The organism is Kitasatospora sp. NBC_01250 (assembly GCF_036226465.1).
Lineage (GTDB): Bacteria > Actinomycetota > Actinomycetes > Streptomycetales > Streptomycetaceae > Kitasatospora.
This window is the reverse complement of sequence record NZ_CP108476.1, coordinates 7,359,794-7,384,766: the sequence shown is the minus strand read 5'-3', so window position 1 is coordinate 7,384,766 and position 24,973 is coordinate 7,359,794. Positions and strand designations below refer to the sequence as shown.

The following is a 24,973-nucleotide window of genomic DNA, read 5'->3' as shown; positions in this document are numbered from 1 at the left end:
GCCCTCACCCCGCCCCGGCGGCCGCCGGGCCCGCAGCCGGGGCGGGGTCGCCGGCCAGGCCCAGACGCTGGGCCGCGCCGAGAGCGGCCGCGGCGGCCAGGACGCCCGCGCCGGCGCCGAAGCAGAGGTCGGCGATCAGATCGGGCCGGCCGCCCGGGCCGCGCACCCGACGCGCGTGGCGCACCCGGTGCGCCGCCCCGACCACCCCGGCGACGGCGACCAGCGCGCGGCGCCGGGCCGACCCGGCGGTCGCGGCGGGCGTGACGGTCGTGGCAGTCACGGCGGGCGCGGCCGCCACGGCGGTCGGAGCCGTCTCCGCCGGGCGCAGCTCGCGGGCCAGGTAACCGCCCAGGGCCGCCAGCGCGAGCGCCGAACCGCCGTACTGGGCCACCGTGCAGAGCGGCACCCCGGCCACCCGCCGCTCCAGCACCGGGAGCAGCCGCACCCCCGCCCGGCCCGGGTGGGTGAAGGCGTCCCAGCCGACGTGGCTGGCCGCGCCCAGCGCGGCCGAGAGCGCGAACCACCCCGCCCGGCCACGGACCCCGCCCGCCGCCGGGCGCCACGCGGTGGCGGCATCGGCGGTCCGGGCCCAGGGCGGCGGCAGCAGGTCGAGCAGCGGTCGGCGCAGCACCGCGTGCCAACCGCCCACCAGACCGGCCGCGAGCGCGACGTCGAGGGTGGGCACCGCCCACCAACGGTGCGTCAGCCCGCCCGCCGCGTAGAGCCCGGGGCGCACGGAGGCGGCGAAGAACGGCAGGTCCGGCGCCATCGACCCGGCCACCAGCGCCGAGGCGACCAGCGGGCCGCGGGCGCGCAGCCCGCGCAGCAGCGGAAGCACGGCGGCGGGGTGGCTGAAGGTGAACGGCATGCCCCCATCCTGCCGCCACCGCGCGCCGCCGGCCCGCCCGGGTCCGGGGCCCTACCCCTGCGCCGCCGGCCGGCCCGCCTCCAGGTAGCGCGGGGCACCGACCCCGCGTGCCTCCAGGGCCACCGCGAGGCGGCGGTAGCGGCCCGCCGAGAGCAGTCCGCGCGACTCCCCCAGGGTCACGAAGCGCCAGTCCCGCAGCTCGTCCGGCGGCAGCCGCAGCGCCGCCCGCTGGCCGGCCGTCAGGTGTCCGCCGTCATAGACCAGGCGCATCCCGCCGCGGCGCACCCCGGAGCGCGGCTCCCAGTCGACGGCCAGCAGGCGCAGCGCCTCCGGGGCCAGGTTCAGGCCCAGCTCCTCGGCCGCCTCCCGGACGGCCGCCAGGGTCGGCGCCTCGCCGCGTTCGACCACGCCGCCGGGGAACTCCCAGTCCGGCTTGTAGACCGGGTCGACCAGCAGCACCCGGTCGTCCTCGTCGAAGAAGAGCACGGCCGCGGCCACGGTGTCGTCCGCCGAGTCCGCGGCCCGCACGATCGGGCAGTGCCCGGCGCCCTCCTTGACCAGGGCGGCCAGCGTGCGGGCGACCTGGAGGGGCGTCAGCCCGCCGGTCTCCAGCACCCGGGCGTCGCGGTGCAGCCAGGACTGCGCCCGCTGGTAGGCGGGCAGCTTGGCGAAGCGCCAGCGGCGGCACTGCTCGCTCGCCTCGGGGTCGCCGGGATACTCCTCGCTGTGCGCTATCCGCTCGCGCAGGATCGTTTCCTCAGCGTGCAGCACGAAGTGGTGCACGGTCAGGCCGCGGGCCGCCAGCGCGCCGAAGATCTCGTCCCGGTAGTCCTCGCGCAGCAGCGTCATCGGCACCACCAGGGTGCCCGGCACCTCGGCCAGCACGGCCGCCGCCACCTCCGGGACCAGCCGGCGCCAGGCCGGCAGGTCCTGGAAGTCCCTGACCTCGGCCAGCCGGTGGGCCGGCAGGATCCGGCGCAGCGCGTCGCCGACCTGCTCCGGATCGAAGAGCGTACTGCCGGGCAGCAGCTCGACCAGCTCGCGACAGGCGCTGCTCTTGCCCGCGCCGAATGTCCCGTTGACCCAGATGATCACGATTCCCCCTGACCTAGGGCTTGTCCGACCCTGGGGCGAACCCGGCAGCGTCCGCGCCGGACGGTGCCGGCCGCCCCCGCACGGGGCGGCCGGCTCGCCGACGCACCCCGACGCACCGAGCGCCCCGGCACCATCCGAGGTGGTACCCCCCGGGCCCGACCCCTCATTCCTCAAGATCTGACGTCACGTCACTTCGCACCCGCTTGATCCCGCGCACACAGCGCGGCGGCGTACCCCCGCCCCCGCGCACAGGCGCCGCGCGCGCCGTGCGACCCTCCCGGCACGCCCCCGTCAGGTCCGAGCCGACCACCGCCCGGCGGCGGCCCCGACCCTCCGCCCCCACCTGCTGGACTGCCGTACCGGGCCCCGCGGTTCCCGTCCCCCGCTTTCTGGACACCGCCGCCCACCGGGCCCGAGAATCGACCTCATGAGCGCTCTCGAGCCCTGCACCGGCGCGGTCTCCGCCGACGCCTCGGCCCGCCCCTCGGAGGCCGACCGCGAGCACGCCCTCGGGCTGCTGCGCGAGGGCGCGGGGCAGGGCCGACTGTCCCACGACACCTTCATGCGCCGGATGGAGCTGGTGCTGACCGCGCGCAGCTCGGCCGAGCTGGACGCGGTGCTCGCCGACCTGCGTGCCGACGGGCGCCTGGCCCAGCTGGCGCTGCGCACCGTGGGGCGCCTGTCGGCGTTCACCGTGCGGCTGCGCGAGGCCTGGCGGACCGAGCGGCTGCCCGGCCTGACACTGCCCCAGCAGGGTCAGCCGGCCGTCCGGATCGGCCGCGCACCCGGTTGCGGCCTGCGGCTGAGCGACCACTCGGTCTCCCGTCAGCACGCCGAGCTGCGCCTGGGCGCGGACGGCTGGGTGCTGTACGACCTCGGCTCGACCAACGGCACCCTGGTCAACGGCCACCGGGTGACCGGCGGGGTGCGGGTCAAGCCGGGCGACCAGGTGGCGTTCGGCAGCCTGGCGTTCCGCCTCGCGACCACCTGACGCCCCGCCCCGGACAGGCCCTGACGGCCGGTCAGCCCTCCAGCAGCTTCTTCTTCAGCACCTTGCCCATCGCGTTCCGCGGCAGCTCCTGGACCAGCACGACCCGGCGCGGGCGCTTGTGCGCCGACAGCCGGGTGGCGACGAACTCGGTGAGCTGGTCGCCCGTCACCGGCCCCGCCGGGATCACGAACGCCACCACCGCCTGCCCGAGGTCGGGATCGGGTGCGCCGACCACGGCCGCGTCCGCCACGGCGGGGTGGTCGCGCAGCGCGGCCTCCACCTCGCCGGCGCCGATCTTGAAGCCGCCGCTCTTGATCAGGTCCACCGAGGCCCGGCCGACGATCCGGTGGAAGCCGTCGGGGCCGACGGTGGCCACGTCGCCGGTGCGGAACCAGCCGTCGGCGGTGCGCACCTCGGCCTCGGCGTCCGGGCGGTTCAGGTAGCCGTCGAACAGCACCGGGCCGCTGACCTCCAGGTCGCCCACGCTCTCGCCGTCGGCGGGCACCGGTTGTCCGTCCTCGCCGACCAGCCGGGTGGCCACACCGGTCAGCGGCAGCCCGACGCTGCCGGGGCGGCGCTCGCCGCCGGCCCGGGTGCTCAGCGTGATCAGCGTCTCGGTCATGCCGTAGCGCTCGACCGGCTGGTGGCCGGTGAGCGCGGCCAGCCGGTCGAAGACCGGCACCGGCAGCGGGGCGCTGCCCGAGACCAGCAGCCGGGCACCGCTCAGCGCCCGGGCCGCGGCCTCGTCGGCGGCCACCCGGGACCAGACCGTGGGCACCCCGAAGTAGAGCGTGCCGCCCGCCTCGGCGTACGCCGCCGGAGTCGGGCGCCCGGTGTGCACCAGGCGGCAGCCGGTGCGCAGCGCGCCGAGCACGCCGAGCACCAGGCCGTGCACGTGGAACAGCGGCAGGCCGTGCACCAGGGTGTCCTCGGCGGTCCAGGCCCAGGCCTCGGCCAGCGCGTCCAGGTCGGCGGCCACCGCCCGCCGGGAGAGGATCGCGCCCTTCGGCGGCCCGGTGGTCCCGGAGGTGTAGAGCACGAAGGCCGGGCCCGTGGGCTCGGCTTCGCCGCGGCCGAAGTCGTGCCGCTCGGCGAGGTCGACCGGGAGCGCCTCGATGCCGTCCTCGGCCGCCACCTCGCGCACCGCCGCCCCCGCACCGGCGATCAGCTCGGCACCGCTGTCGCGCAGGATGTGCGAACGCTCCACCGGCCCGGCGTCCGGCGGCACCGGGACCACCGGCACGCCCGCCAGCAGACCGCCCACCACCGCCGTCACCGTCTCCGCCGAGGGCCGGGCCAGCACGGCCAGCGCCCGGGCGCCCGCGGCCCGGGCGGCCACCGCCCCGGCGGCCCCCAGCAGTCCTTCGCGGGAGAGCTCCCGGCCGTCGATCCGCAGCGCGTCGGCCGAATCCCCGCGCCCGTCCTGAAGTGCCGTCAAGAGAGTCACGTCGGCACTCTACGGTCCTGTCGGACGCCACAGGGCGTGATCCACACCACTGGGTGGATCACGCCCTGTGCCGGCACCGGTGCCGGATCGGCCCGGGCCCCTCGGGGGCCGCAGGCTCCCGCGTACTCAGCCCTTGCGGGCCTTGACCTCGCCGGTCAGCTGCGGCAGCACGTCGAACAGGTCGCCGACCACGCCGTAGTCGACCAGCTCGAAGATCGGCGCCTCGGCGTCCTTGTTGATCGCCACGATGGTCTTCGAGGTCTGCATGCCGGCGCGGTGCTGGATCGCGCCGGAGATGCCCGCCGCGACGTACAGCTGCGGGGAGACCTGCTTGCCGGTCTGGCCGACCTGGTTGCTGTGCGGGTACCAGCCGGCGTCCACGGCGGCGCGCGAGGCACCGACGGCCGCGCCGAGCGCGTCCGCGAGCTCCTCGACCACTCCGAAGCCCTCGGCGGCACCGACACCACGGCCGCCGGAGACCACGATCGCGGCCTCGGTCAGCTCGGGGCGGCCCGAGGAGACCCGCGGGGTGCGCGAGGTGACCTTGGCGGCCTTGCCGGTGAACTCGACGGTGACGTTCTCGACCGCACCTGCGGCCGGGGCGGCCTCGGGGCCGACGGCGTTCGGCTTCACGGTGATGACCGGGGTGCCACGGGTGATCTTCGACTTGACCTGGAAGGAGGCCGCGAAGACGGACTGGGTGGCGACCGGGCCGTCGGCCCCGGCCTCCAGGTCGACGGCGTCGGTGATGACACCCGACTCCAGGCGCAGCGCGACGCGGGCCGCGATCTCCTTGCCCTCACCGGAGGAGGTCACCAGGACGGCGGCGGCACCGGAGGCCTTGGCGATCTGGGTGAGCGCGTCGACCTTCGGGACGACCAGGTAGTCGGCGAACTCGGCGGCGTCGGCGACGTACACCTTCGCGGCACCGAACTCGGCGGCCTTGGCGGCGATGTCGGCGGCAGCGGCGCCGGCACCGAGGACGACCGCGGAGGGCTCGCCGATGCGGCGGGCCAGGGTGAGCAGCTCCAGGGCGGGCTTGCGGACGGCGCCGTCGGCGTGGTCCACGAGGACCAGGATCTCAGCCATGATTCTTTATCTCCTGATGGAACGTGGGTCCGGACGGCGGGATCAGATGAACTTCTGCGCGGCGAGGAAGCCGGCGAGCTGCTTGCCGCCCTCGCCCTCGTCCTTGACGATCGTCCCGGCGGTACGGGCCGGACGCTCGGTGACGGTCTCGACCGCGGTCCAGGCGCCGGCCAGGCCGACCTCGTCCGCATCGATGCCCAGGTCGTCCAGGTCCAGGTCCTCGACCGGCTTCTTCTTGGCGGCCATGATGCCCTTGAAGGACGGGTAGCGGGCCTCGCCCGACTGGTCGGTGACCGAGACGACGGCCGGCAGCGCGGCCTCGACCAGCTCGGTGGCGGCGTCGCCGTCGCGGCGGCCCTTGACGGTGCCGCCCTCGACCGAGACCTCGGAGAGCAGGGTCACCTGCGGCAGGCCCAGGCGCTCGGCGAGCAGCGCGGGCAGCACGCCCATGGTGCCGTCGGTCGAGGCCATGCCGCAGATCACCAGGTCGTAGCCGGTCTTCTCGAGCGCCTTGGCGACGATCGCGGAGGTGGCGATCACGTCCGAGCCGTGGATGTCGTCGTCGTTGACGTGGACACCCTTGTCGGCCCCCATGGACAGGGCCTTCTTCAGCGCGTCCCGGGCGTCGTCGCCGCCGACGGTCAGCACGGTCACCTCGGCGTCGTCACCGGCCGCCTCCTTGATCCGCAGCGCCTGCTCGACGCCGTACTCGTCGAGCTCCGACAGGAGGCCGTCCACGGCGTCCCGGTCGGTGGTGGTGTCGTCCGCGAAGCGACGGTCACCGGTCGCGTCGGGCACGTACTTCACACAGACAACGATCCTCAAGCTCACGGCCTGTCTCCTGTACTGGTCTTGTCCGGCGGCTGCGGCGGTGCAACGGACGGGTGCGCACTGGGCGGCACCCGCTACGGACAGCGCATTCCTGCTGCCCCGACCGGCACTTCCGGCAGCATACTCGGCAGCATCCCGCTCTGGTTACTCGTCAGTATCTAAATACCGGTCGCCCACATCTTGCCGCAATGTCAGGGCGTTATCCCCCCTGATCATTGTGACGAAGCTCTCGACCTGGACAGTACGCGCCCCACCGGTCCCCGCGGGCGCGAACTGCCCAGCTCAACGGGGGCGACTCGGCACGATCGCCGGGCCCGGCCCGAGGCCCGGCCCGGGGTCCTGTCCGGGGCCTGTCCGGGCCGTCACAGCGCCCGGCCGAGCGCGGCGATCACGTCCGCCCGGCGCGGCTGGCCGGCGGCGCGCCGCACCACCCGACCGGCGGCGTCCAGCACCAGCACGGTGGGGGTGCGCCGGATCTCCAGCCGGCGCACCAGCTCCAGGTTCTGCTCGGCGTCGATCTCCACGTGCGCCACGCCGGCCACCAGCCCGGCGACCTCGGCGAGCACCCGGCGGGTGGCCCGGCAGGGCTGGCAGAAGGCGGTGGAGAACTGCACCAGGGTCGCCCGCTCCCCCAGCGTCACGCCCTCGCCCAGGTCGGCGGCGGACAGCAGCACGGTCTCGTCCCTCCCGCACGCCGCCGTGGCGCGCATCAGCAGTCCCGTCACGCGCCCCAGTGTGCGCCACCGCGCTCCGGGCGCCACGGCCGCCACCGCGCCGCACCTTCCTGCGGCACGGCGCGCCGGGATGTTCGACTGCTACCGACCGCGGTGCCGCGGAGTTCCCGGCCACGCCGATCAGTGATGTGATGACAATCTCCCGCCCGCCGGGCACGCCCAGATGACAGAAGGCACCCCTTCGGGGGACCATCATCACCAGAATCACCCGTGTCAGCCGCGGCGTGCCGCGCCTCGGAGGCCCGGTCCACGCGGTCGGACCCGGGTGCCGTCGCACCGGGCCAGGGCCCGTAAGCAGAAGTAGGGCTGACCGTGGCAGAGTTCGTCTACCCGCCAGTGATCCGCACGGCACTGACCGTCTTCAAGGCGCTCGATTGCCGGATCAGCATCGCGGGTGCCGAGCACGTCCCGGCGACCGGGGGCGCGGTGCTGGTGAGCAATCACATCAGCTACCTGGACTTCCTCTTCGCGGGCCTGGGCGCCTACCGCGGCGGGGACCGCAAGACCCGCTTCATGGCGAAGGACGAGGTCTTCCGGCACTGGATCTCCGGCCCGCTGATGCGCGGCATGAAGCACATCCCGGTCGACCGCACCGACGGCCAGCCCGCCTACGACGCGGCCGTGCGCGCGCTGCGGGCGGGCGAGGTGGTGGGGGTCTTCCCCGAGGCCACCATCAGCCGCTCCTTCATGCTGAAGAAGTTCAAGACCGGAGCGGCCCGGATGGCGGCCGACTCCGGTGCCCCGCTGCTGCCGGTGATCCTCTGGGGCACCCAGCAGCTGTGGACCAAGGGCCGCCCGAAGACGCTGACCAAGCGGCACGTCCCGGTCACCATCATGATTGGCGAACCGATTCACCTGGAGCCCACGGACAAGCCGGTGATGGTGACGCGGCGGCTGCGGGCGGCGATGAGCGAGATGCTCGACCGGGCCCAGCGCGAGTACCCCGCCAAGCCGACCGGCCCGGACGACTCCTGGTGGCTCCCCGCCAGCCTCGGCGGCACCGCGCCGACCCTGGAGGTCGCGGAGGCCGAGGACGAGCAGGAGGCGGCCGCGAAGGCCGCCAAGCGGGCGGCAGCGGGGGCCTGAGCAACCCTGCCGGTCCGACTGTCGACGGCGCGTCACCCGACCGGGAGGCGCGCCGTCTGACGTCGGCTCGGGCCGAGCGGTGCTCAGCGGTCGGCCGCGAGTGCGGCGGCGAGGCGCCGGTTGGTCTCCCTGTCTCCTTCGAGCGGGAACGGCCGCCGGCTCACCACGCCGTCCGCCGCGAATCAGTCGTGCGCCGGAGTCGGACACAAACGCGAGAAAGCCCCGCACCCGGTCTCCCGGGGCGGGGCTTTCTCTGAATGATTGTTCGGCGGCGTCCTACTCTCCCACAGGGTCCCCCCTGCAGTACCATCGGCGCTGTGAGGCTTAGCTTCCGGGTTCGGAATGTAACCGGGCGTTTCCCTCACGCTATGACCACCGAAACACTATGAAACTGTCGACCGCAACCCGCCCGTTCTTTCCCTGGCAGGGGTCGTTGTTTCAGAACAACACAGTGGACGCGAGCAACTGAGGACAAGCCCTCGGCCTATTAGTACCGGTCAGCTCCACCCCTTACAGGGCTTCCACATCCGGCCTATCAACCCAGTCGTCTACTGGGAGCCTTACCCTCTCAAGGAGGTGGGAGTGCTCATCTCGAAGCAGGCTTCCCGCTTAGATGCTTTCAGCGGTTATCCCTCCCGAACGTAGCCAACCAGCCATGCCCTTGGCAGGACAACTGGCACACCAGAGGTTCGTCCGTCCCGGTCCTCTCGTACTAGGGACAGCCCTTCTCAACACTCCTACGCGCACAGCGGATAGGGACCGAACTGTCTCACGACGTTCTAAACCCAGCTCGCGTACCGCTTTAATGGGCGAACAGCCCAACCCTTGGGACCTACTCCAGCCCCAGGATGCGACGAGCCGACATCGAGGTGCCAAACCATCCCGTCGATATGGACTCTTGGGGAAGATCAGCCTGTTATCCCCGGGGTACCTTTTATCCGTTGAGCGACGGCGCTTCCACAAGCCACCGCCGGATCACTAGTCCCTGCTTTCGCACCTGCTCGACCCGTCGGTCTCACAGTCAAGCTCCCTTGTGCACTTACACTCAACACCTGATTGCCAACCAGGCTGAGGGAACCTTTGGGCGCCTCCGTTACTCTTTAGGAGGCAACCGCCCCAGTTAAACTACCCACCAGACACTGTCCCTGATCCGGATCACGGACCCAGGTTAGACATCCAGCACGACCAGAGTGGTATTTCAACGTCGACTCCACAACAACTGGCGTTGCCGCTTCAAAGTCTCCCACCTATCCTACACAAGCCGAACCGAACACCAATATCAAGCTATAGTAAAGGTCCCGGGGTCTTTCCGTCCTGCTGCGCGAAACGAGCATCTTTACTCGTAATGCAATTTCACCGGGCCTATGGTTGAGACAGTCGAGAAGTCGTTACGCCATTCGTGCAGGTCGGAACTTACCCGACAAGGAATTTCGCTACCTTAGGATGGTTATAGTTACCACCGCCGTTTACTGGCGCTTAAGTTCTCAGCTTCGCCCCGACGAATCAGAGCTAACCGGTCCCCTTAACGTTCCAGCACCGGGCAGGCGTCAGTCCGTATACATCGCCTTACGGCTTCGCACGGACCTGTGTTTTTAGTAAACAGTCGCTTCTCGCTGGTCTCTGCGGCCGGCCCCAGCTCGGGCAGCAAGTGCCTCCACCAGTTCCGGCCCCCTTCTCCCGAAGTTACGGGGGCATTTTGCCGAGTTCCTTAACCATAGTTCACCCGAACGCCTCGGTATTCTCTACCTGACCACCTGAGTCGGTTTGGGGTACGGGCCGCCATGAAACTCGCTAGAGGCTTTTCTCGACAGCATAGGATCATCCACTTCACCACAATCGGCTCGGCATCAGGTCTCAGACTATGTGCAAGGCGGATTTGCCTACCTTGCGTCCTACACCCTTACCCCGGGACAACCACCGCCCGGGCTGGACTACCTTCCTGCGTCACCCCATCGCTCACCTAATACCCTGTTGGATCAGCGGCTCCACCACGTCCCTTTGTCCGAAGACTCCGGGCCGGCTTCACGGCTTTAGCATTCAGAGGTTCAGCGTTGGCGCTTCAAAGCGGGTACGGGAATATCAACCCGTTGTCCATCGACTACGCCTGTCGGCCTCGCCTTAGGTCCCGACTTACCCTGGGCAGATCAGCTTGACCCAGGAACCCTTGGTCAATCGGCGCAAGAGTTTCCCACTCTTGTATCGCTACTCATGCCTGCATTCTCACTCGTATACCGTCCACGACTGGATTCCTCCGCCGCTTCACCCGGCACACGACGCTCCCCTACCCATCCACAGCGCCGTTGGGCGTATTCTGTGAATGACACGACTTCGGTGGTGTGCTTGAGCCCCGCTACATTGTCGGCGCGGAATCACTTGACCAGTGAGCTATTACGCACTCTTTCAAGGGTGGCTGCTTCTAAGCCAACCTCCTGGTTGTCTCTGCGACTCCACATCCTTTCCCACTTAGCACACGCTTAGGGACCTTAGTCGGTGTTCTGGGCTGTTTCCCTCTCGACCATGGAGCTTATCCCCCACAGTCTCACTGCCACGCTCTCACTTACCGGCATTCGGAGTTTGGCTAAGGTCAGTAACCCGGTAAGGCCCATCGCCTATCCAGTGCTCTACCTCCGGCAAGAAACACGTGACGCTGCACCTAAATGCATTTCGGGGAGAACCAGCTATCACGGAGTTTGATTGGCCTTTCACCCCTAACCACAGGTCATCCCCCAGGTTTTCAACCCTGGTGGGTTCGGTCCTCCACGCGGTCTTACCCGCGCTTCAACCTGCCCATGGCTAGATCACTCCGCTTCGGGTCTTGGGCATGCAACTCAACCGCCCTATTCGGACTCGCTTTCGCTACGGCTACCCCACACGGGTTAACCTCGCTACACACCGCAAACTCGCAGGCTCATTCTTCAAAAGGCACGCAGTCACGGCTGATCAGCAAGCTGACCAACGACGCTCCCACGGCTTGTAGGCACACGGTTTCAGGTACTATTTCACTCCGCTCCCGCGGTACTTTTCACCATTCCCTCACGGTACTATCCGCTATCGGTCACTAGGGAATATTTAGGCTTAGCGGGTGGTCCCGCCAGATTCACACGGAATTTCTCGGGCTCCGTGCTACTTGGGAGAAGCTCAAGTGAGCCGTACAAGTTTCGTCTACGGGGGTCTTACCCTCTACGCCGGACCTTTCGCATGTCCTTCGACTACCCATACGGTTTCTGACTCACCCGATCGCCGGCAGACGACCGAAGAACTTTCCCACGACCCCGAAGTGGCAACCCCTGCCGGGTCTCACACCACAACGGTTTAGCCTCATCCGGTTTCGCTCGCCACTACTCCCGGAATCACGGTTGTTTTCTCTTCCTGCGGGTACTGAGATGTTTCACTTCCCCGCGTTCCCTCCACATACCCTATGTGTTCAGGTATGGGTGACAGCCCATGACGACTGCCGGGTTTCCCCATTCGGACACCCCCGGATCAAAGCTCGGTTGACAGCTCCCCGGGGCCTATCGCGGCCTCCCACGTCCTTCATCGGTTCCTAGTGCCAAGGCATCCACCGTGCGCCCTTAAAAACTTGGCCACAGATGCTCGCGTCCACTGTGCAGTTCTCAAACAACGACCAGACACCCACCTACACAACCCGGCAAACACCAGGTCGGTCCGTGGGACCGGCACTGAGACAACGATTACTCGTTCCCTCAGGACCCAACAACGTGCCCGACACACCAGATCACCCGTAACCGTTCCACGCCGAAGCAGTACTAGGAAACAACCAACCCTGTGTGCCGAATAGTCAACGTTCCACCCATGAGCAACCGTGCGAGACATTCGCTCGCATCCGGCCATGTGCTCCTTAGAAAGGAGGTGATCCAGCCGCACCTTCCGGTACGGCTACCTTGTTACGACTTCGTCCCAATCGCTGGTCCCACCTTCGACGGCTCCCTCCCAAGGGTTAGGCCACCGGCTTCGGGTGTTACCGACTTTCGTGACGTGACGGGCGGTGTGTACAAGGCCCGGGAACGTATTCACCGCAGCATGCTGATCTGCGATTACTAGCAACTCCAACTTCATGGGGTCGAGTTGCAGACCCCAATCCGAACTGAGGCCGGCTTTTTGGGATTCGCTCCACCTCACGGTATCGCAGCCCTTTGTACCGACCATTGTAGCACGTGTGCAGCCCAAGACATAAGGGGCATGATGATTTGACGTCGTCCCCACCTTCCTCCGAGTTGACCCCGGCAGTCTCCTGTGAGTCCCCATCACCCCGAAAGGCATGCTGGCAACACAGAACAAGGGTTGCGCTCGTTGCGGGACTTAACCCAACATCTCACGACACGAGCTGACGACAACCATGCACCACCTGTATACCGACCACAAGGGGGCGACTATCTCTAGCCGTTTCCGGTATATGTCAAGCCTTGGTAAGGTTCTTCGCGTTGCGTCGAATTAAGCCACATGCTCCGCTGCTTGTGCGGGCCCCCGTCAATTCCTTTGAGTTTTAGCCTTGCGGCCGTACTCCCCAGGCGGGGAACTTAATGCGTTAGCTGCGGCACCGACGACGTGGAATGTCGCCAACACCTAGTTCCCAACGTTTACGGCGTGGACTACCAGGGTATCTAATCCTGTTCGCTCCCCACGCTTTCGCTCCTCAGCGTCAGTAATGGCCCAGAGATCCGCCTTCGCCACCGGTGTTCCTCCTGATATCTGCGCATTTCACCGCTACACCAGGAATTCCGATCTCCCCTACCACACTCTAGCCTGCCCGTATCGAATGCAGACCCGGGGTTAAGCCCCGGGCTTTCACATCCGACGCGACAGGCCGCCTACGAGCTCTTTACGCCCAATAATTCCGGACAACGCTCGCACCCTACGTATTACCGCGGCTGCTGGCACGTAGTTAGCCGGTGCTTCTTCTGCAGGTACCGTCACTTGCGCTTCTTCCCTGCTGAAAGAGGTTTACAACCCGAAGGCCGTCATCCCTCACGCGGCGTCGCTGCATCAGGCTTTCGCCCATTGTGCAATATTCCCCACTGCTGCCTCCCGTAGGAGTCTGGGCCGTGTCTCAGTCCCAGTGTGGCCGGTCGCCCTCTCAGGCCGGCTACCCGTCGTCGCCTTGGTAGGCCATTACCCCACCAACAAGCTGATAGGCCGCGGGCTCATCCTGCACCGCCGGAGCTTTCCACCAACCCCCATGCAGAGGAAGGTCGTATCCGGTATTAGACCCCGTTTCCAGGGCTTGTCCCAGAGTGCAGGGCAGATTGCCCACGTGTTACTCACCCGTTCGCCACTGATCCACCCCGAAGGGCTTCACCGTTCGACTTGCATGTGTTAAGCACGCCGCCAGCGTTCGTCCTGAGCCAGGATCAAACTCTCCGTGAATGTTTACCCGTAATCGGGTCGACACCCGCGTCGAGCGGCACGACAACCACCGGAATAGGGTGGCCTCGCGCACTGCGTCCTCGCTAGTGTTTTACTTCAAAAGGAATCTCCAACCCCAGTCCGAAGACCAAGGCCGGGGATGTCAACATATCTGGCGTTGACTTTTGGCACGCTGTTGAGTTCTCAAGGAACGGACGCTTCCTTCAAGCCGCTCTCGCAAGCTCTCCGGGCGCTTCGTTCTTTCGTGTTTCGAGCTTATCAGACCAGTTTCACTCCGATTTACCGAAGTTCATCTTCCCGACTTCACTCTGCCGCCCCTCTCGGCGCGACTCCGGAACTGTACGGGCAGCGGCCCGCCACAAGCAAATCGCCTCGTCCGGCATTCTGGGGGCCGACCCGAGGGAGGAATGGCCATGGACATGGTCAAGAGGTTGAGTGCGGCGCTGGGTGCCGAAGCGGTCCCGATCGACGGGGCGGCGACACCGAACCGGAGCAGCCACTGGCAGCTCGTCCTGCCGGACTCGACCGCGCCCTTGGTGGTCGACCTGGTGACCGATCCGGCGACGGCGGTACCGCACAGCGTCGCCGTCCTGCTCCCCGGCGGCGGTCTCAATGTCCGGGCGAGCTACTGCACCGCGCAGGACGGCGGCGGTCTGGCCGGATTCCTCGCCGCCCGCGGCCACCTCGTCCTCGGCATCACGCCCCGCGAGGACGCGCTGACCACGGAGAGCACCGGCCCGCACTGTGCCGAGTGGGGCCTCGCCGCCCACCGCCGCGACGTGCGGCAGGTGCTCGCCGCCGTCGACGAGGCGCTCGGCCTCCCCTACGACCTGCTCGGACACTCGGCCGGCGCCGCCCTGGCGCTGGACACGGCGGCCCAGCCCGACGCCCACCCCCGACGCGTCCTCGTCCTCGACACCACCGGGCCCTACGACCCGGCCACCGAACCCGAGCTCGCCGCCCGCGCCGGCGCGCTCACCGATGCGCTCCAGGAGCAGCTCGCCGCGGGCCACTGGACGGTCGACCCCGGCCTCAAGGGCCTGTTCGCCCGCGCCGCCGCCGACCCCGCGGGTGACAGCCCGCTCCCCCGCCCGGGCCACCCCGGCACGGCCTTCGGCAACCTCGCCCTGCTGCACTACGCGCTGACCCGCACCCACCTGCTGCCGGGACCGGCGAACTGGATCTACCACCGCGGCCACAGCAGCGGCTCCTTCGAGTTCGGCGCCACCGCGGTGCAGGACCGCTTCACCCTGGACCGCACGCCGCTGGCCGTCTGGTCCGAGGCGGTCGGCCGGCTCGGCAGCGGGGAGCAGCCGACCGCCCTGCTGCGCGATCTCGCCGCCGTGTGGGGTGGCCGCGAGGAGGTGTACCGGATCGATTGGGCGGCGATCCGCGCCGAGGTGGTGTGGATCAACACCGAACTCGGGCGCGGCGATCACGACCTCGGCGCACGGCTGATCCGCGCGGGCGGGGCGCGGGTCGACTACCGGGTGGTGCCGGGCTACGGCCACGCGGACGTGGTGTGGGCGCCCGATGCCGAGCGGGACGTCTGGCCGCTGCTGCCCGCGCGCTGAGCCGCGAGCGGCGGTCGGGCAGCACGAAAAGGCCTTCGGCCGGCCGGGACAGTGTCCCGGCCGGCCGAAGGCTGGAGTCGAGCAGCGGGCGGAAGGACTCAGAGGCCCCGGCCCAGCTCCTCCGCTATCGCCGCCGCGAAGGCGTCGATGTCCGCCTCGGTGGTGTCGAAGGCGGTCATCCAGCGCACCTCGCCGGTCTGCTCGTCCCAGAAGTAGAAGCGGTAACGCTTCTGCAGCCGCTCGCTGACCTCGCGCGGCAGGATCGCGAAGACGGCGTTGGCCTGCACCGGGCGGACCAGGGTGACGCCGTCGATCGCGCCGACCGCCGTGGCCAGGCGCTGGGCCATCGCGTTGGCGTGCCCGGCGTTGCGCAGCCAGAGGTCGCCGGTGAGCAGCGCCTCGAACTGCACCGAGACGAAGCGCATCTTCGAGGCGAGCTGCATCGACATCTTGCGCAGGTACTTCAGGTTCCGGACCTTCTCCGGGTTGAGCACCACCACGGCCTCGCCGAGCAGCAGGCCGTTCTTGGTGCCGCCGAAGGAGAGCACGTCCACCCCGGCGTCGGTGGTGAACTCGCGGAAGGGCCGGCCCAGCGAGGCGGCGGCGTTGGCCAGCCGGGAGCCGTCCATGTGGACGAGCATGCCGCGCTCGTGCGCGTGCTCGCAGATCGCCCGGACCTCCTCGGCGGTGTACAGGGTGCCGAGCTCGGTGCTCTGGGTGATGGAGACCGCGAGCGGGGCCGCCCGGTGCTCGTCGTCCCAGCCGTAGGCCTGCCGGTCGATCAGCTCGGGGGTGAGCTTGCCGTCCGGAGTGGGGACGATGTGCAGCTTGATCCCGGCCATCTTCTCCGGGGCGCCGCACTCGTCGACGTTGATGTGCGCGCTCTCGGCGGCGATCACCGCGCCCCAGCGCGGCAGCAGCGCCTGGAGCGCGACCACGTTGGCGCCGGTGCCGTTGAAGACCGGGTAGGCCTCGGTCTGCTCGCCGAAGTGCTTCTTGAAGACCGTCTGCAGGTGCTCGGTGTACTGGTCCTCGCCGTACGCGACCTGGTGGCCGCCGTTGGCGACCGCCAGTGCGGCCAGGATCTCCGGGTGGACACCGGCGTAGTTGTCGCTGGCGAACCCGCGCACGGCGGGGTCGTGGCGGCGGATCGCGTCGGTCCCGGACGGGGTGGTGCTCATCGGGCTGTCAGCCACAGGTGCTGTCCGTTCAGTTCTGCTGCGGGGCGGGCCCAGAGGTCCGCGAGGTTGTCGGCCAGGTCGGCGGTGTCGGTGAAGCCGGCGAACTTCGCCTCCGGCTTCTCGGCCCGCATCTCGGGGCTGACCAGGGCCTTGATCACCAGGATGACAGCCGCGGCGGTCGGCACGCCGTCCTCGGCGGTGGTCTCCTTCTGGAAGGAGTGCGCCATGGCGAGCGTCCAGGCCTCGCTGGCGGCCTTGGCCGCCGCGTAGGCGGCGCCGCCACCGGTGGGCTTGTGCGCGGCGGCGGCCGAGACGATCGCGTACCGGCCGGCCTCGCTGCGAAGCAGCGCGGGCTGGAAGGCGAGCGAGGTGTGCTGCAGGGTGCGGACCACCGTGTTGTGCAGGAAGTCCCAGTCGTCGATCCGGGTGTCGTGGAAGCTCTTGCTGCCGCGCCAGCCGCCGACCAGGTGGAACAGGCCGTCGACGTGGCCGTGCTCGGCCTCCAGGTGGTCGGCCCAGTCGTGCACCTCCTGCGGGTCGAGCAGGTCGATGACCTGGCCGCTGACCCGCGCCCCGGGCACGGATTCGCGCACCTTGGCGAGCGCACCGTCGAGGCGCTGCTGGTCGATGTCCGCGCCGATCACCACGGCGCCGCCGGCCGCGAGCCGGCGCATGGTCGCCTGGCCGGCCGGGCCGCTGGCACCGGCGACCGCGATCACCTTGTCCTGCAGGGCGCTCACGCGGCCACCTCCGTCACGCCGGCACCGGTGATGCCGGTGGTCGCGGCGATCACGCCGCTGAGCTTCTTCGACAGGGCCTCGTAGAACATGCTGAGCGGGAACTCGTCGGGGTGGACGGCGTCGCACAGCGCCTTGTTCAGCGCCTTGCCGTCCAGGTCCAGCGGCAGCGCCTCGGGGCCCTTGGCCCAGGTGGAGGCCGGGTGCGGGGTCAGGTAGCGGGAGACCAGCTCGTAGGCGGCGATCCAGTGGGCGGTCTTGGGGCGGTCGATGCCGGCCCGGTAGAGCGCCTCGATCTCGCCGCAGAGGGCGTTGGTGACCTCGGCGACCCGGTCCCAGTCGATGCTCAGCCGGTTGTCGCGCCAGCGCAGCGCGTCGTGCTTGTGCAGGTAGGCGAAGAGCAGCTGGCCGCCCATGCCGTCGTAGTTGCGGACCCGGCCACCGGTGACGGGGAAGCGGAACATCCGGTCGAAGAGGATCGCGTACTGGACGTCGCGGCCCTGCGGGTAGCCCTCGGCCTCCAGCCGGACGGCCTCCTTGAAGGCGGTCAGGTCGCAGCGCAGCTCCTCCAGCCCGTACATCCAGAACGGGCTGCGCTGCTTGATCATGAAGGGGTCGAACGGCAGGTCGCCGTGGCTGTGGGTGCGGTCGTGCACCAGGTCCCACAGGACGAAGGTCTGCTGCGAGCGGGCCTGGTCGGCGATCAGCTCGGCGGCGTCGGCGGGGATGTCCAGGCCGAGCAGCCGCACGGCCGAGGTGGACACGGCGCGGAACCGGGCGGCCTCGCGGTCGCAGAAGATGCCGCCCCAGGTGAACCGCTCGGGGGCCTTGCGGACGGCCACGGTCTCCGGGAAGAGCACCGCGGAGTTCGTGTCGTAGCCCGCCGTGAAGTCGACGAAGGTGATCGGCACGAACATCGGGTTGTCGAAGCGGGTGCGCTCCAGCTCGGCCAGCCAGTCGGGCCAGACCACCTCGAGGAGGACGGCCTCCAGGTTGCGGTCCGGGTTGCCGTTCTGGGTGTACATCGGGAACACGACCAGGTGCTGCAGGCCGTCCACCCGCTCGGCGGCGGGCTGGAAGGCGAGCAGCGAGTCCAGGAAGTCGGGCTCGCGGTAGCCGGTGTCGGCCCACTTGCGCAGGTCGGCCTGGACGGCCTCCAGGTAGGCCGCGTCGTGCGGGAAGAGCGGTGCCAGCTCCGCGATCGCGTCGAGCACGGTGGCCAGCAGCGGGTCGACGGTCTGCCGCTGGACCGCGGCCAGGTCGATCGAGCCGTCCTTGGACTGCAGCGGGCGCAGCTCCTCGACGGTCTGCTTCAGCCGCTGCCAGGCGGGGTGGTCGGAGAGGGGCGCCGCCGGACGGTCGGCCGCCACCGCGAGCTTCGACGAGAGATTCTGCATCGGGGACCTGCTTCGACAGAAGTTATTGAATCAAGGACACGATAAGGACGAAAGGTTCTCCTGTTCAAGGGGGGTTCGATGAGAGAATCTCCACTCGATGGGGTAGATGCCCGATTTCCTTCCGGTGACGGGCCGCTGAACGCCCAGGCCGGACGCCCGGATTGGCCCGCCGGGGGCGGGCGCCCGACCGGAACGACTCTCTCCGCTCCTGTGACGCGATCGCCAGCGCACAGGTCCAGTCGGCCGTGCCGACCGCCCGGGTCCGACCGTCGGCCCGCCCCGCCGACCTGCCCGGCCCCGCCCCCGGCGCGCGGCTCCACCCAGTGCCACCGGCGCACCTCAGTGCGCCCCTGTGCACGCCCTGCTCCGCACCCGTGGCCGTGGGTGATCGTGGTCGGTACCCCCGTTCCGCTTGGCGCGCGCACGCGGCGGGGACGGAGGGGGAGGCATGTACGGACCGGCTGTGCTCAGCTGGCTGCTGGCGCTGCTGACCGCCGGCACCGGCGGGATCTGTCTGATCCGGCTGCACCTCACCCCCCGCACCGCGCCTGGCGGCGGGCGCGGCTCGGACGCGGTGGAGGCCGCGATGGGCCTGGGCACCGCCGCGATGATCGCGCTCGGCGACCGGCTGCCGGCCGCGCTCTGGGTCGCGCTCTTCGGCCTGCTCTGCGCGGGCTCGCTCGGCGCGGCGGCGGGCCGCGGGGCGGGCGGACGGCGGGCCCACCGACTGCACCACGCGGTCGGCGCGGCGGCGATGGCCTACATGGCACTGGCGATGGGCGGCGCACCGCAGCAGCACGCGGGGATGGTGATGCCGATGGGCCGACCCGCGGTCACCGGGCTGCTGCTGGTCTACTTCGGCTGTTACGCGCTCTGGGCGGGCAGCCGGCTGCTGACGGTGCCGGTCCGGCCGGGCGCCACCGGAACGACGGGGCGGGTGGTGCTCGGCGGCCCGCTGCCCCAGGCCTGCCGGCTCGCGATGGGCGTGGGCATGTTCGCGATGCTGCTGGTGCTCTGAGTACCCGACGAGTGCTCGGCGAGCGCCTGGAGAGTGCTCGGCGAGTGCTCGGCGAGCGCCCGAAATCTTGCTCCGCGCGGGAACCCGGCGGCGTTGCCCGGCGTTCACCAGTACGCCCGCGTGGCGTTGGTCACTGCCGGGGAGCGGCCGTTCCACGCCGTCCACCGAGCGCCTAGATTGAGCCGCAGTGTCCGGTCACACCTTCATCTGGGGGGACCCACTGCCATGACGGCCCTGCTCGGCCTGCTGCTGCTCGGCGTGCTGCTCGCCACCGCCGGGCCACTCCTGCTGACCCGGGCCGGCTGGGCCGAGCGTGAACCGGTGCTCGCGCTGCTGGTGTGGCAGTGCCTGGTGATCGCCGTCCTGCTCTGCTGCCTGCTGAGCCTGCTGCTGGCCGTCTCGGCCGCGCTGCCCGAGGTGCGCACCCTGCTCTTCGCCGGGGCGCCGCGCGGCGTGGAGGCGGCGTACGGACTGGGCGAGGCCGAAGGCTGGGGCCGGTTCTGCGCGGCGCTGCTGGCGCTGGGCGGGCTGCGCACCGCGCTCTCGCTGGCCCGTGAGATCCGCTCGGCGCGCGCCGAGCGCGGCCACCGGCACGCCGAACTCGCGACCCGCGCACCCGAGTTGCCGGCCGCCGCCGGAGATCTTCCGGCCCGCCGCGAGCGCCTGGTAGTGCTGGAGAACGTCCAGCCGCAGGCCTGGTCGCTGCCCGGACCGCAGTCCCGCCTGGTGGTCACCACCGGGGCGCTGAGCCGGCTGACCGACCGGGAGCTGGCGGCGGTGCTGAGCCACGAGCGCAGCCACGTCCGGGCCCGGCACCACTGGCTGGCGCAGTGCGCGCAGGCGCTCGCGGCGGGCTTCCCCGGGGTCGGGGTGTTCAGCGCGTTCCGGGACCAGGTGGGCGAGTTGGTGGAGCTGGCCGCGGACGACCGGGCCGCCCGCCGGCACGGGCGACTGATCACGGCGCACGCGATGGTCGAGATCAATGCGGGGCGCGGCGTCTTCGCGTCCTGCCCCGGCGGCCCGGTCCCCGGTCAGCTGGCCCAGGCGCCGCGCCGGGTGGACCGGCTGCTGGCCGGCCGGCCGCGGCTGCCCGTGCTCACCCGGCTGCGGCTGACCGCGGCGGCACTCGCGGCGCCGGGCAGCGTGCTGCTGCTCGCGGTGCTGCCGGGCCTCAGCGCGCTGCACTGAGGCGCGCCACCGGGGCGGCTTCGTACGGATCGGGAGGTGGCGGAGCAGCGGTCGGCGCGGCTCGGGAGTCAGCCGCAGCTGGGCTGTTGGCGCTTGAGCAGCATCCGCTCCAGCACCTCGCGGTGCAGCGGCCGGGCCGCCTCGTAGCGCTCCTGGCCCAGCGGCGCGAGCCGGACGTAGATGCCGCGCCGGTCCAGGTCGCACATGGTCCGCTCGACCAGGCCGGCCTTCTCCAGGCGGCCGATGAGGCGGGAGAGCGCACTCTGGCTCAGATGGACCTTCTCGGCCAGCTCCTGCACCCGCAGCAGGTCGGCGGCCTCGGCCAGGCGCTCCAGCACCTCGAAGTCGCTCATGCAGAGCCCGAAGTGCTCGCCCAGCTCACGGTCCAGGGCACAGGCTGTCGCCGCATGACGGGCCAGCAGGTCACGCCACTCGGAGACCAGGGCGGCCGTCTCGGCCAGGTCTTGTACTGACACACCCGCATGCTACCACATGCATGAGCACTATATGAGTTCACATTATATTTACTTGCATTGAATGCACATGCATGTACTGTTTGGGCCATGACCTCCGCAGGCCACCGTGCGCCAACAGCCAGCACTGTCCAGACATCTGACCGTCCGTCCGACCAGCTCCAATGGAGCCCCCAGCTCTGGGGCGCCCTGATCGTTCTCTGTGCCGCCCTCTTCCTGGACGCCCTGGACGTCTCGATGGTCGGCGTCGCCCTGCCGTCCATCGGCTCCAGCCTCAAGCTCTCCACGTCGGCACTGCAGTGGGTGGTCTCCGGCTACGTGCTGGGCTACGGCGGTCTGTTGCTGCTCGGCGGCCGGGCCGCCGACCTGCTGGGCCGCCGCCGGGTCTTCCTGATCGCGCTCGCGGTCTTCGCCGCCGCCTCGCTGCTGGGCGGCGTGGTCAGCGACGGCGGGCTGCTGATCGCCGCCCGCTTCCTTAAGGGCGCCAGCGCCGCGTTCACCGCGCCCGCCGCCCTGTCGATCATCACCACCACCTTCCCCGAGGGCCCGGCCCGCAACAAGGCGCTGTCGATCTTCACCACCTGCGGGGCCAGCGGCTACTCGCTCGGCCTGGTGATCAGCGGCCTGCTCACCTCGGTGGGCTGGCGCTGGACCTTCCTGATGCCCGTCCCGGTCGCACTGATCGCGCTGGTGTTCGCGCTGAAGCTGCTGCCCAAGCACCCGCACGAGCGCTCCGAGGGCGGCTACGACGTGGCCGGCGCGATCACCGGCACCGCTTCGCTGCTGCTGCTGGTCTTCACCGTCACCGAGGCCCAGGGGGCCGGCTGGGCGAGCCTGCGCACCATCGGCTCGCTGCTCGCGGTGGTCGTGCTCGGCGCGGCCTTCCTGCTGATCGAGCAGCGCGCCGCGCACCCGCTGGTACGGCTCGGGATCTTCCGCAACGGCAACGTCGCACGGGCCAATGTGGCGGCCTTCGTGCTGATGGGCTCCTACGCGGGCTTCCAGTTCATCGTGGCGCTCTACCTGCAGCGACTGCTCGGCTGGTCGGCTCTGGAGATGGGCTTCGCACTGCTGCCGGCCGGCGCGCTGGTCGCCCTCTCCTCCACCAGGATGGGCGCCATCGTGGACCGCTACGGCACCGGCCGGCTGCTGCCGCTCGGCAGCCTGGCGATGGTGATCGGCTACGCGCTCTTCCTGCGGCTGGACACCCACAGCACCTTCGCCGCCCTGGTGCTGCCGACCATGGTGCTGCTGGGCATCGGCTTCGCGCTCTTCTACCCCTCCGCCAACATCGCCGCCACCAACGGCGTGGCCGACGAGGAGCAGGGGCTGGCCTCCGGCCTGGTCAACACCGCCATGCAGATCGGCAACGCGCTGGTGCTGGCCGTCACCACCGCGGTGATCACCGCGGGCAGCCACGGCGGGACCAGCCCGCAGGCCCAACTGGACGGCTACCGACCGGGATTGCTGCTGGTCACCGGGGTCGCACTGATCAGCCTGGTGGTCACCGCGAGCGGCGCGGTGCTGGACCGCCGACGCACCGTCACCCCGCCCGCCGTGCCGGACTACGATTACGGTCGGGTCAACGCCGAGGCGGGCGCTGGCCGGACGCTGACCGAGAAGGTCTGATCACCAAGACCTGGACATGCGGCGGCTGCCGACCGGTCTCCACCGGTCGGCAGCCTGCTGACCAGCCACCGCGCGCCGAGCCCTCGCCGCGCGGTGGTGCCGGTCTCACCAGTCCCCCGTTCTGGTGAGACCCGCACCTGGGTTTCCGTACCCCGGCCGACGTCCGCCTTCGCCTCGGACGTATGCCTGGGCCGCTCCTGGCCACGTATATTGACCGAGAGCCAACCAAAGTACGGAGCTGACACGATGGCACCTCGCGGGGAATCGGTCAACGAGGAGATGCGGCTGCGCTCCCGGCGACGGCTGATGCGAGCCACCGTGGAACTGGTCGACCAGCACGGATACGCCGCCACCACGCTGGCCGACATCGCCGAGCGGGCCGGGCTCGCCCGCGGCCTGGTGTCGTACTACTTCGACGGCAAACGACTCCTGATGCAGTCGGCCACCCACCGCCTGATGCACCTGGAGCTGGCCGCCGCGCTGGAGGCACTGCCGTCCGGCGCCTCACCGCAGCACCGGCTGGCCACGGCGATCGACGCGGTGCTCCACCTCGCCCTGAACCACCCGCGGGTGATGCGCTCGCACCTGGCGCTGATCCTCGACCCGGACATCGGCGGCTTCGTGCAGGACCCCGAGCAGCAGCAGCTGGGCACCATCCTGCGCGAGGTGCTGGCGGACTGGGGGGCGGGCGATCCGATCGCCGAACACGCCGTCCTGCGCAGCGCGTTGATGGGCGGCTGCATCGGCGTCCTGCTGCCCGGGGCGCAGACCCCGCTGCCGCCGATCCGGGCCGCCCTGTTCGCCCGCTACTCGCTGGCCTGGGAGCTGGGCTGCCCGCCGCAGCCGCAGGCACCCGCGCAGCCGCACTGGCAGCCGCACGAGGCCTCGGAGTAGCGCCCGGCAGGAGCGGCCGGACAGGCCCCGGGGCTTGTCAGACGGACCCTAGTGCCGCGTCAGGCAGCCTTTGCCCGTCGCGACGGGGCGAAGGTTGCCTGACGCGGCACTAGTTCTCGGCGAGGATCGAGGCGAGCAGCTCGACCGTCTTCTCGGGGGTGAGACTGTCCACGCACAGCCGCTCCATCACCTGCACGTAGGCGTCGACGTCGTCGCGCTTGTCCAGGTAGAGCGCGCTGGTCAGTTGCTCCAGGTAGACCACGTCGGCCAGGTCCTGTTCAGGAAAGCGCAGGATGCTGAAGGCGCCGCTCTCGCCGGCGTGCGCGCCGAACCGGAACGGCATCACCTGGATCACCACGTTGGGCTGCTCGGCGACGTCGATCAGGTACTGCAGCTGACCGCGCATCACCTTGGGGCCGCCGACCGGACGGCGCAGCGCCGCCTCGTCGATCACGGCCCACAGGCGCGGCCCCTGACCCTCCGTCAGGAGCTTCTGGCGGCGCAGCCGCAGGCCGACCAGGCGCTCGATCTCCTCGTCGCTCAGCACTGGCCGGCTCTGCCCGAAGACCGCCCTGGCGTACTCCTCGGACTGCAGCAGGCCGGGGATGAACTGCACCTCGTAGGTGCGGATGAGCGAGGCGGCCTCCTCCAGGCCCACGTAGGTCTGGAACCAGCCCGGCAGCACGTCGCTGAAACTGTGCCACCAGCCGGACTTGTTGGCCTCCCGGACCAGGCCGAGCAGCGACTCGCGCTCCTCCCCGTCGGTCACCCCGTAGAGGCTCAGCAGATCCGCGACGTCGCGCTCCTTGAAGCTGACCCGACCCAGCTCCATGCGACTGATCTTGGACTCGGAGGCGCGGATGGCGTAGCCCGCGTCCTCGCGCGTGATGTTGCGGCTCTCGCGCAGTCGGCGCAGCTGGGAGCCCAGGAGGATCCGGCGCACCATGGATCCGCCGCCTGGCTGCACTGTGGTCATGCCGTGGGAACCTCCGCGTCGGGAAAACAGCGCACAGTCTGCCATCACTTGGCCGCTCACAGTGCCTGTAGTGGCAGAAGGATCTATCAATTTTGCATCGGCACGTCCATCAGCACGTCCATTGGCACGTTCCGCTGCACGTGCATCCGGTGTCTGCATATGCCAATAGTGCGACTGCACGTGAATCGACTCTTGCATCTGCCGTGAGCGCAGAGCACGATGGTGCACGTGCAGTTGCACGCCCCTGGACATTCCCCGCGGGCTTCGTTGTCGACCGTGCACGCCGGGTCGGGGCGAGGACGAAGCGGCCGAGCGAGTCGGAGGTGACCGGCATGACCCCGCCGGGTCCAGCCGTGTCTGCCCCCTTATGGGAGGAGCTC

General features: G+C 69.9%; 18 protein-coding genes and 3 rRNA genes. 7 read left to right on the top strand and 14 right to left on the bottom strand.

What is annotated here, in order from left to right:
- Positions 1–4 precede the first annotated feature (4 nt).
- Positions 5–868 (bottom strand): DUF4184 family protein, encoded by an 864-nt coding sequence (locus OG500_RS31300; protein WP_329584904.1) that lies wholly within the window; start codon positions 866–868, stop codon positions 5–7.
- 51 nt (positions 869–919) lie between these two features.
- Positions 920–1,963 (bottom strand): NUDIX hydrolase, encoded by a 1,044-nt coding sequence (locus tag OG500_RS31295; protein ID WP_329584902.1) that lies wholly within the window; start codon positions 1,961–1,963, stop codon positions 920–922.
- 427 nt (positions 1,964–2,390) lie between these two features.
- On the opposite strand from OG500_RS31295, the gene OG500_RS31290 reads away from it, so the two are divergent.
- Positions 2,391–2,954 (top strand): DUF1707 and FHA domain-containing protein, encoded by a 564-nt coding sequence (locus tag OG500_RS31290; RefSeq protein WP_327070177.1) that lies wholly within the window; start codon positions 2,391–2,393, stop codon positions 2,952–2,954.
- A gap of 31 nt (positions 2,955–2,985) precedes the next feature.
- On the opposite strand, the gene OG500_RS31285 is transcribed toward OG500_RS31290, so the two are convergent.
- From OG500_RS31285 to OG500_RS31270, 4 genes are all read right to left on the bottom strand, one after another.
- On the bottom strand, positions 2,986–4,401 hold the full coding sequence (locus tag OG500_RS31285) for an AMP-binding protein (RefSeq protein WP_329584899.1): 1,416 nt from the start codon (positions 4,399–4,401) through the stop codon (positions 2,986–2,988).
- Positions 4,402–4,527: 126 nt separating this feature from the next.
- The gene (locus OG500_RS31280; RefSeq protein WP_327070175.1) at positions 4,528–5,490 is read right to left on the bottom strand and encodes an electron transfer flavoprotein subunit alpha/FixB family protein; all 963 of its coding nucleotides are present in this window, start codon (positions 5,488–5,490) and stop codon (positions 4,528–4,530) included.
- A 42-nt stretch (positions 5,491–5,532) separates the two neighbouring features.
- Positions 5,533–6,321, bottom strand: a complete 789-nt coding sequence (locus OG500_RS31275) for an electron transfer flavoprotein subunit beta/FixA family protein (RefSeq protein ID WP_442789264.1) — start codon at positions 6,319–6,321, stop codon at positions 5,533–5,535.
- A 362-nt stretch (positions 6,322–6,683) separates the two neighbouring features.
- On the bottom strand, positions 6,684–7,031 hold the full coding sequence (locus OG500_RS31270; RefSeq protein ID WP_327071757.1) for a TlpA family protein disulfide reductase: 348 nt from the start codon (positions 7,029–7,031) through the stop codon (positions 6,684–6,686).
- A 336-nt stretch (positions 7,032–7,367) separates the two neighbouring features.
- On the opposite strand from OG500_RS31270, the gene OG500_RS31265 reads away from it, so the two are divergent.
- Positions 7,368–8,141, top strand: coding sequence for a lysophospholipid acyltransferase family protein (locus tag OG500_RS31265; RefSeq protein ID WP_329584895.1), 774 nt, complete (start codon positions 7,368–7,370; stop codon positions 8,139–8,141).
- A gap of 263 nt (positions 8,142–8,404) precedes the next feature.
- Here the strand turns inward: OG500_RS31265 and rrf are convergent.
- The 3 genes from rrf to OG500_RS31250 all read right to left on the bottom strand — a co-directional run bounded on the left by rrf (position 8,405) and on the right by OG500_RS31250 (position 13,526).
- Positions 8,405–8,521: ribosomal RNA gene (gene rrf / locus OG500_RS31260) — 5S ribosomal RNA — on the bottom strand.
- Between the two features lie 87 nt (positions 8,522–8,608).
- A 23S ribosomal RNA gene (locus tag OG500_RS31255) occupies positions 8,609–11,727 on the bottom strand.
- Between the two features lie 277 nt (positions 11,728–12,004).
- A 16S ribosomal RNA gene (locus OG500_RS31250) occupies positions 12,005–13,526 on the bottom strand.
- Together the 16S, 23S and 5S rRNA genes form the textbook arrangement of a ribosomal RNA operon.
- 413 nt (positions 13,527–13,939) lie before the next feature.
- On the opposite strand from OG500_RS31250, the gene OG500_RS31245 reads away from it, so the two are divergent.
- Entirely contained in the window at positions 13,940–15,100 is a 1,161-nt protein-coding gene (locus tag OG500_RS31245) for an alpha/beta hydrolase (RefSeq protein WP_327070172.1), read from the top strand.
- Positions 15,101–15,198: 98 nt separating this feature from the next.
- On the opposite strand, the gene OG500_RS31240 is transcribed toward OG500_RS31245, so the two are convergent.
- From OG500_RS31240 to OG500_RS31230, 3 genes are read right to left on the bottom strand one after another with little or no spacing between them, the layout of a single operon-like run.
- The gene (locus OG500_RS31240; protein ID WP_327070171.1) at positions 15,199–16,281 is read right to left on the bottom strand and encodes a threonine aldolase family protein; all 1,083 of its coding nucleotides are present in this window, start codon (positions 16,279–16,281) and stop codon (positions 15,199–15,201) included.
- Complete coding sequence (locus tag OG500_RS31235; RefSeq protein WP_327070170.1) at positions 16,278–17,021, bottom strand: SDR family NAD(P)-dependent oxidoreductase; 744 nt, start codon at positions 17,019–17,021, stop codon at positions 16,278–16,280. Before OG500_RS31235 ends, OG500_RS31240 begins: the two co-directional genes overlap by 4 nt.
- On the bottom strand, positions 17,018–18,415 hold the full coding sequence (locus OG500_RS31230) for a DUF6421 family protein (RefSeq protein WP_327070169.1): 1,398 nt from the start codon (positions 18,413–18,415) through the stop codon (positions 17,018–17,020). The genes OG500_RS31235 and OG500_RS31230 overlap by 4 nt, the downstream gene beginning before the upstream one ends.
- 448 nt (positions 18,416–18,863) lie before the next feature.
- Here OG500_RS31230 and OG500_RS31225 point away from each other — a divergent pair, with 448 nt between their 5' ends.
- Together OG500_RS31225 and OG500_RS31220 are read left to right on the top strand one after the other, a co-directional pair.
- Entirely contained in the window at positions 18,864–19,433 is a 570-nt protein-coding gene (locus OG500_RS31225; RefSeq protein ID WP_327070168.1) for a DUF5134 domain-containing protein, read from the top strand.
- A gap of 225 nt (positions 19,434–19,658) precedes the next feature.
- Positions 19,659–20,621: a M56 family metallopeptidase gene (locus OG500_RS31220; RefSeq protein ID WP_327070167.1), complete on the top strand. Its 963-nt coding sequence runs from the start codon at positions 19,659–19,661 to the stop codon at positions 20,619–20,621.
- Positions 20,622–20,689: 68 nt separating this feature from the next.
- Here the strand turns inward: OG500_RS31220 and OG500_RS31215 are convergent, their stop codons facing one another.
- The gene (locus OG500_RS31215; protein ID WP_329584889.1) at positions 20,690–21,097 is read right to left on the bottom strand and encodes a MarR family transcriptional regulator; all 408 of its coding nucleotides are present in this window, start codon (positions 21,095–21,097) and stop codon (positions 20,690–20,692) included.
- An 87-nt stretch (positions 21,098–21,184) separates the two neighbouring features.
- Between OG500_RS31215 and OG500_RS31210 the strand changes: the two genes are divergently transcribed.
- Together OG500_RS31210 and OG500_RS31205 are read left to right on the top strand one after the other, a co-directional pair.
- Complete coding sequence (locus OG500_RS31210; RefSeq protein ID WP_327070165.1) at positions 21,185–22,723, top strand: MFS transporter; 1,539 nt, start codon at positions 21,185–21,187, stop codon at positions 22,721–22,723.
- 246 nt (positions 22,724–22,969) lie between these two features.
- Complete coding sequence (locus tag OG500_RS31205) at positions 22,970–23,617, top strand: TetR/AcrR family transcriptional regulator (RefSeq protein WP_327070164.1); 648 nt, start codon at positions 22,970–22,972, stop codon at positions 23,615–23,617.
- Positions 23,618–23,726: 109 nt separating this feature from the next.
- Here the strand turns inward: OG500_RS31205 and OG500_RS31200 are convergent, their stop codons facing one another.
- Positions 23,727–24,593 (bottom strand): helix-turn-helix domain-containing protein, encoded by an 867-nt coding sequence (locus OG500_RS31200; protein ID WP_327070163.1) that lies wholly within the window; start codon positions 24,591–24,593, stop codon positions 23,727–23,729.
- Between the last annotated feature and the right edge of the window lie 380 nt (positions 24,594–24,973).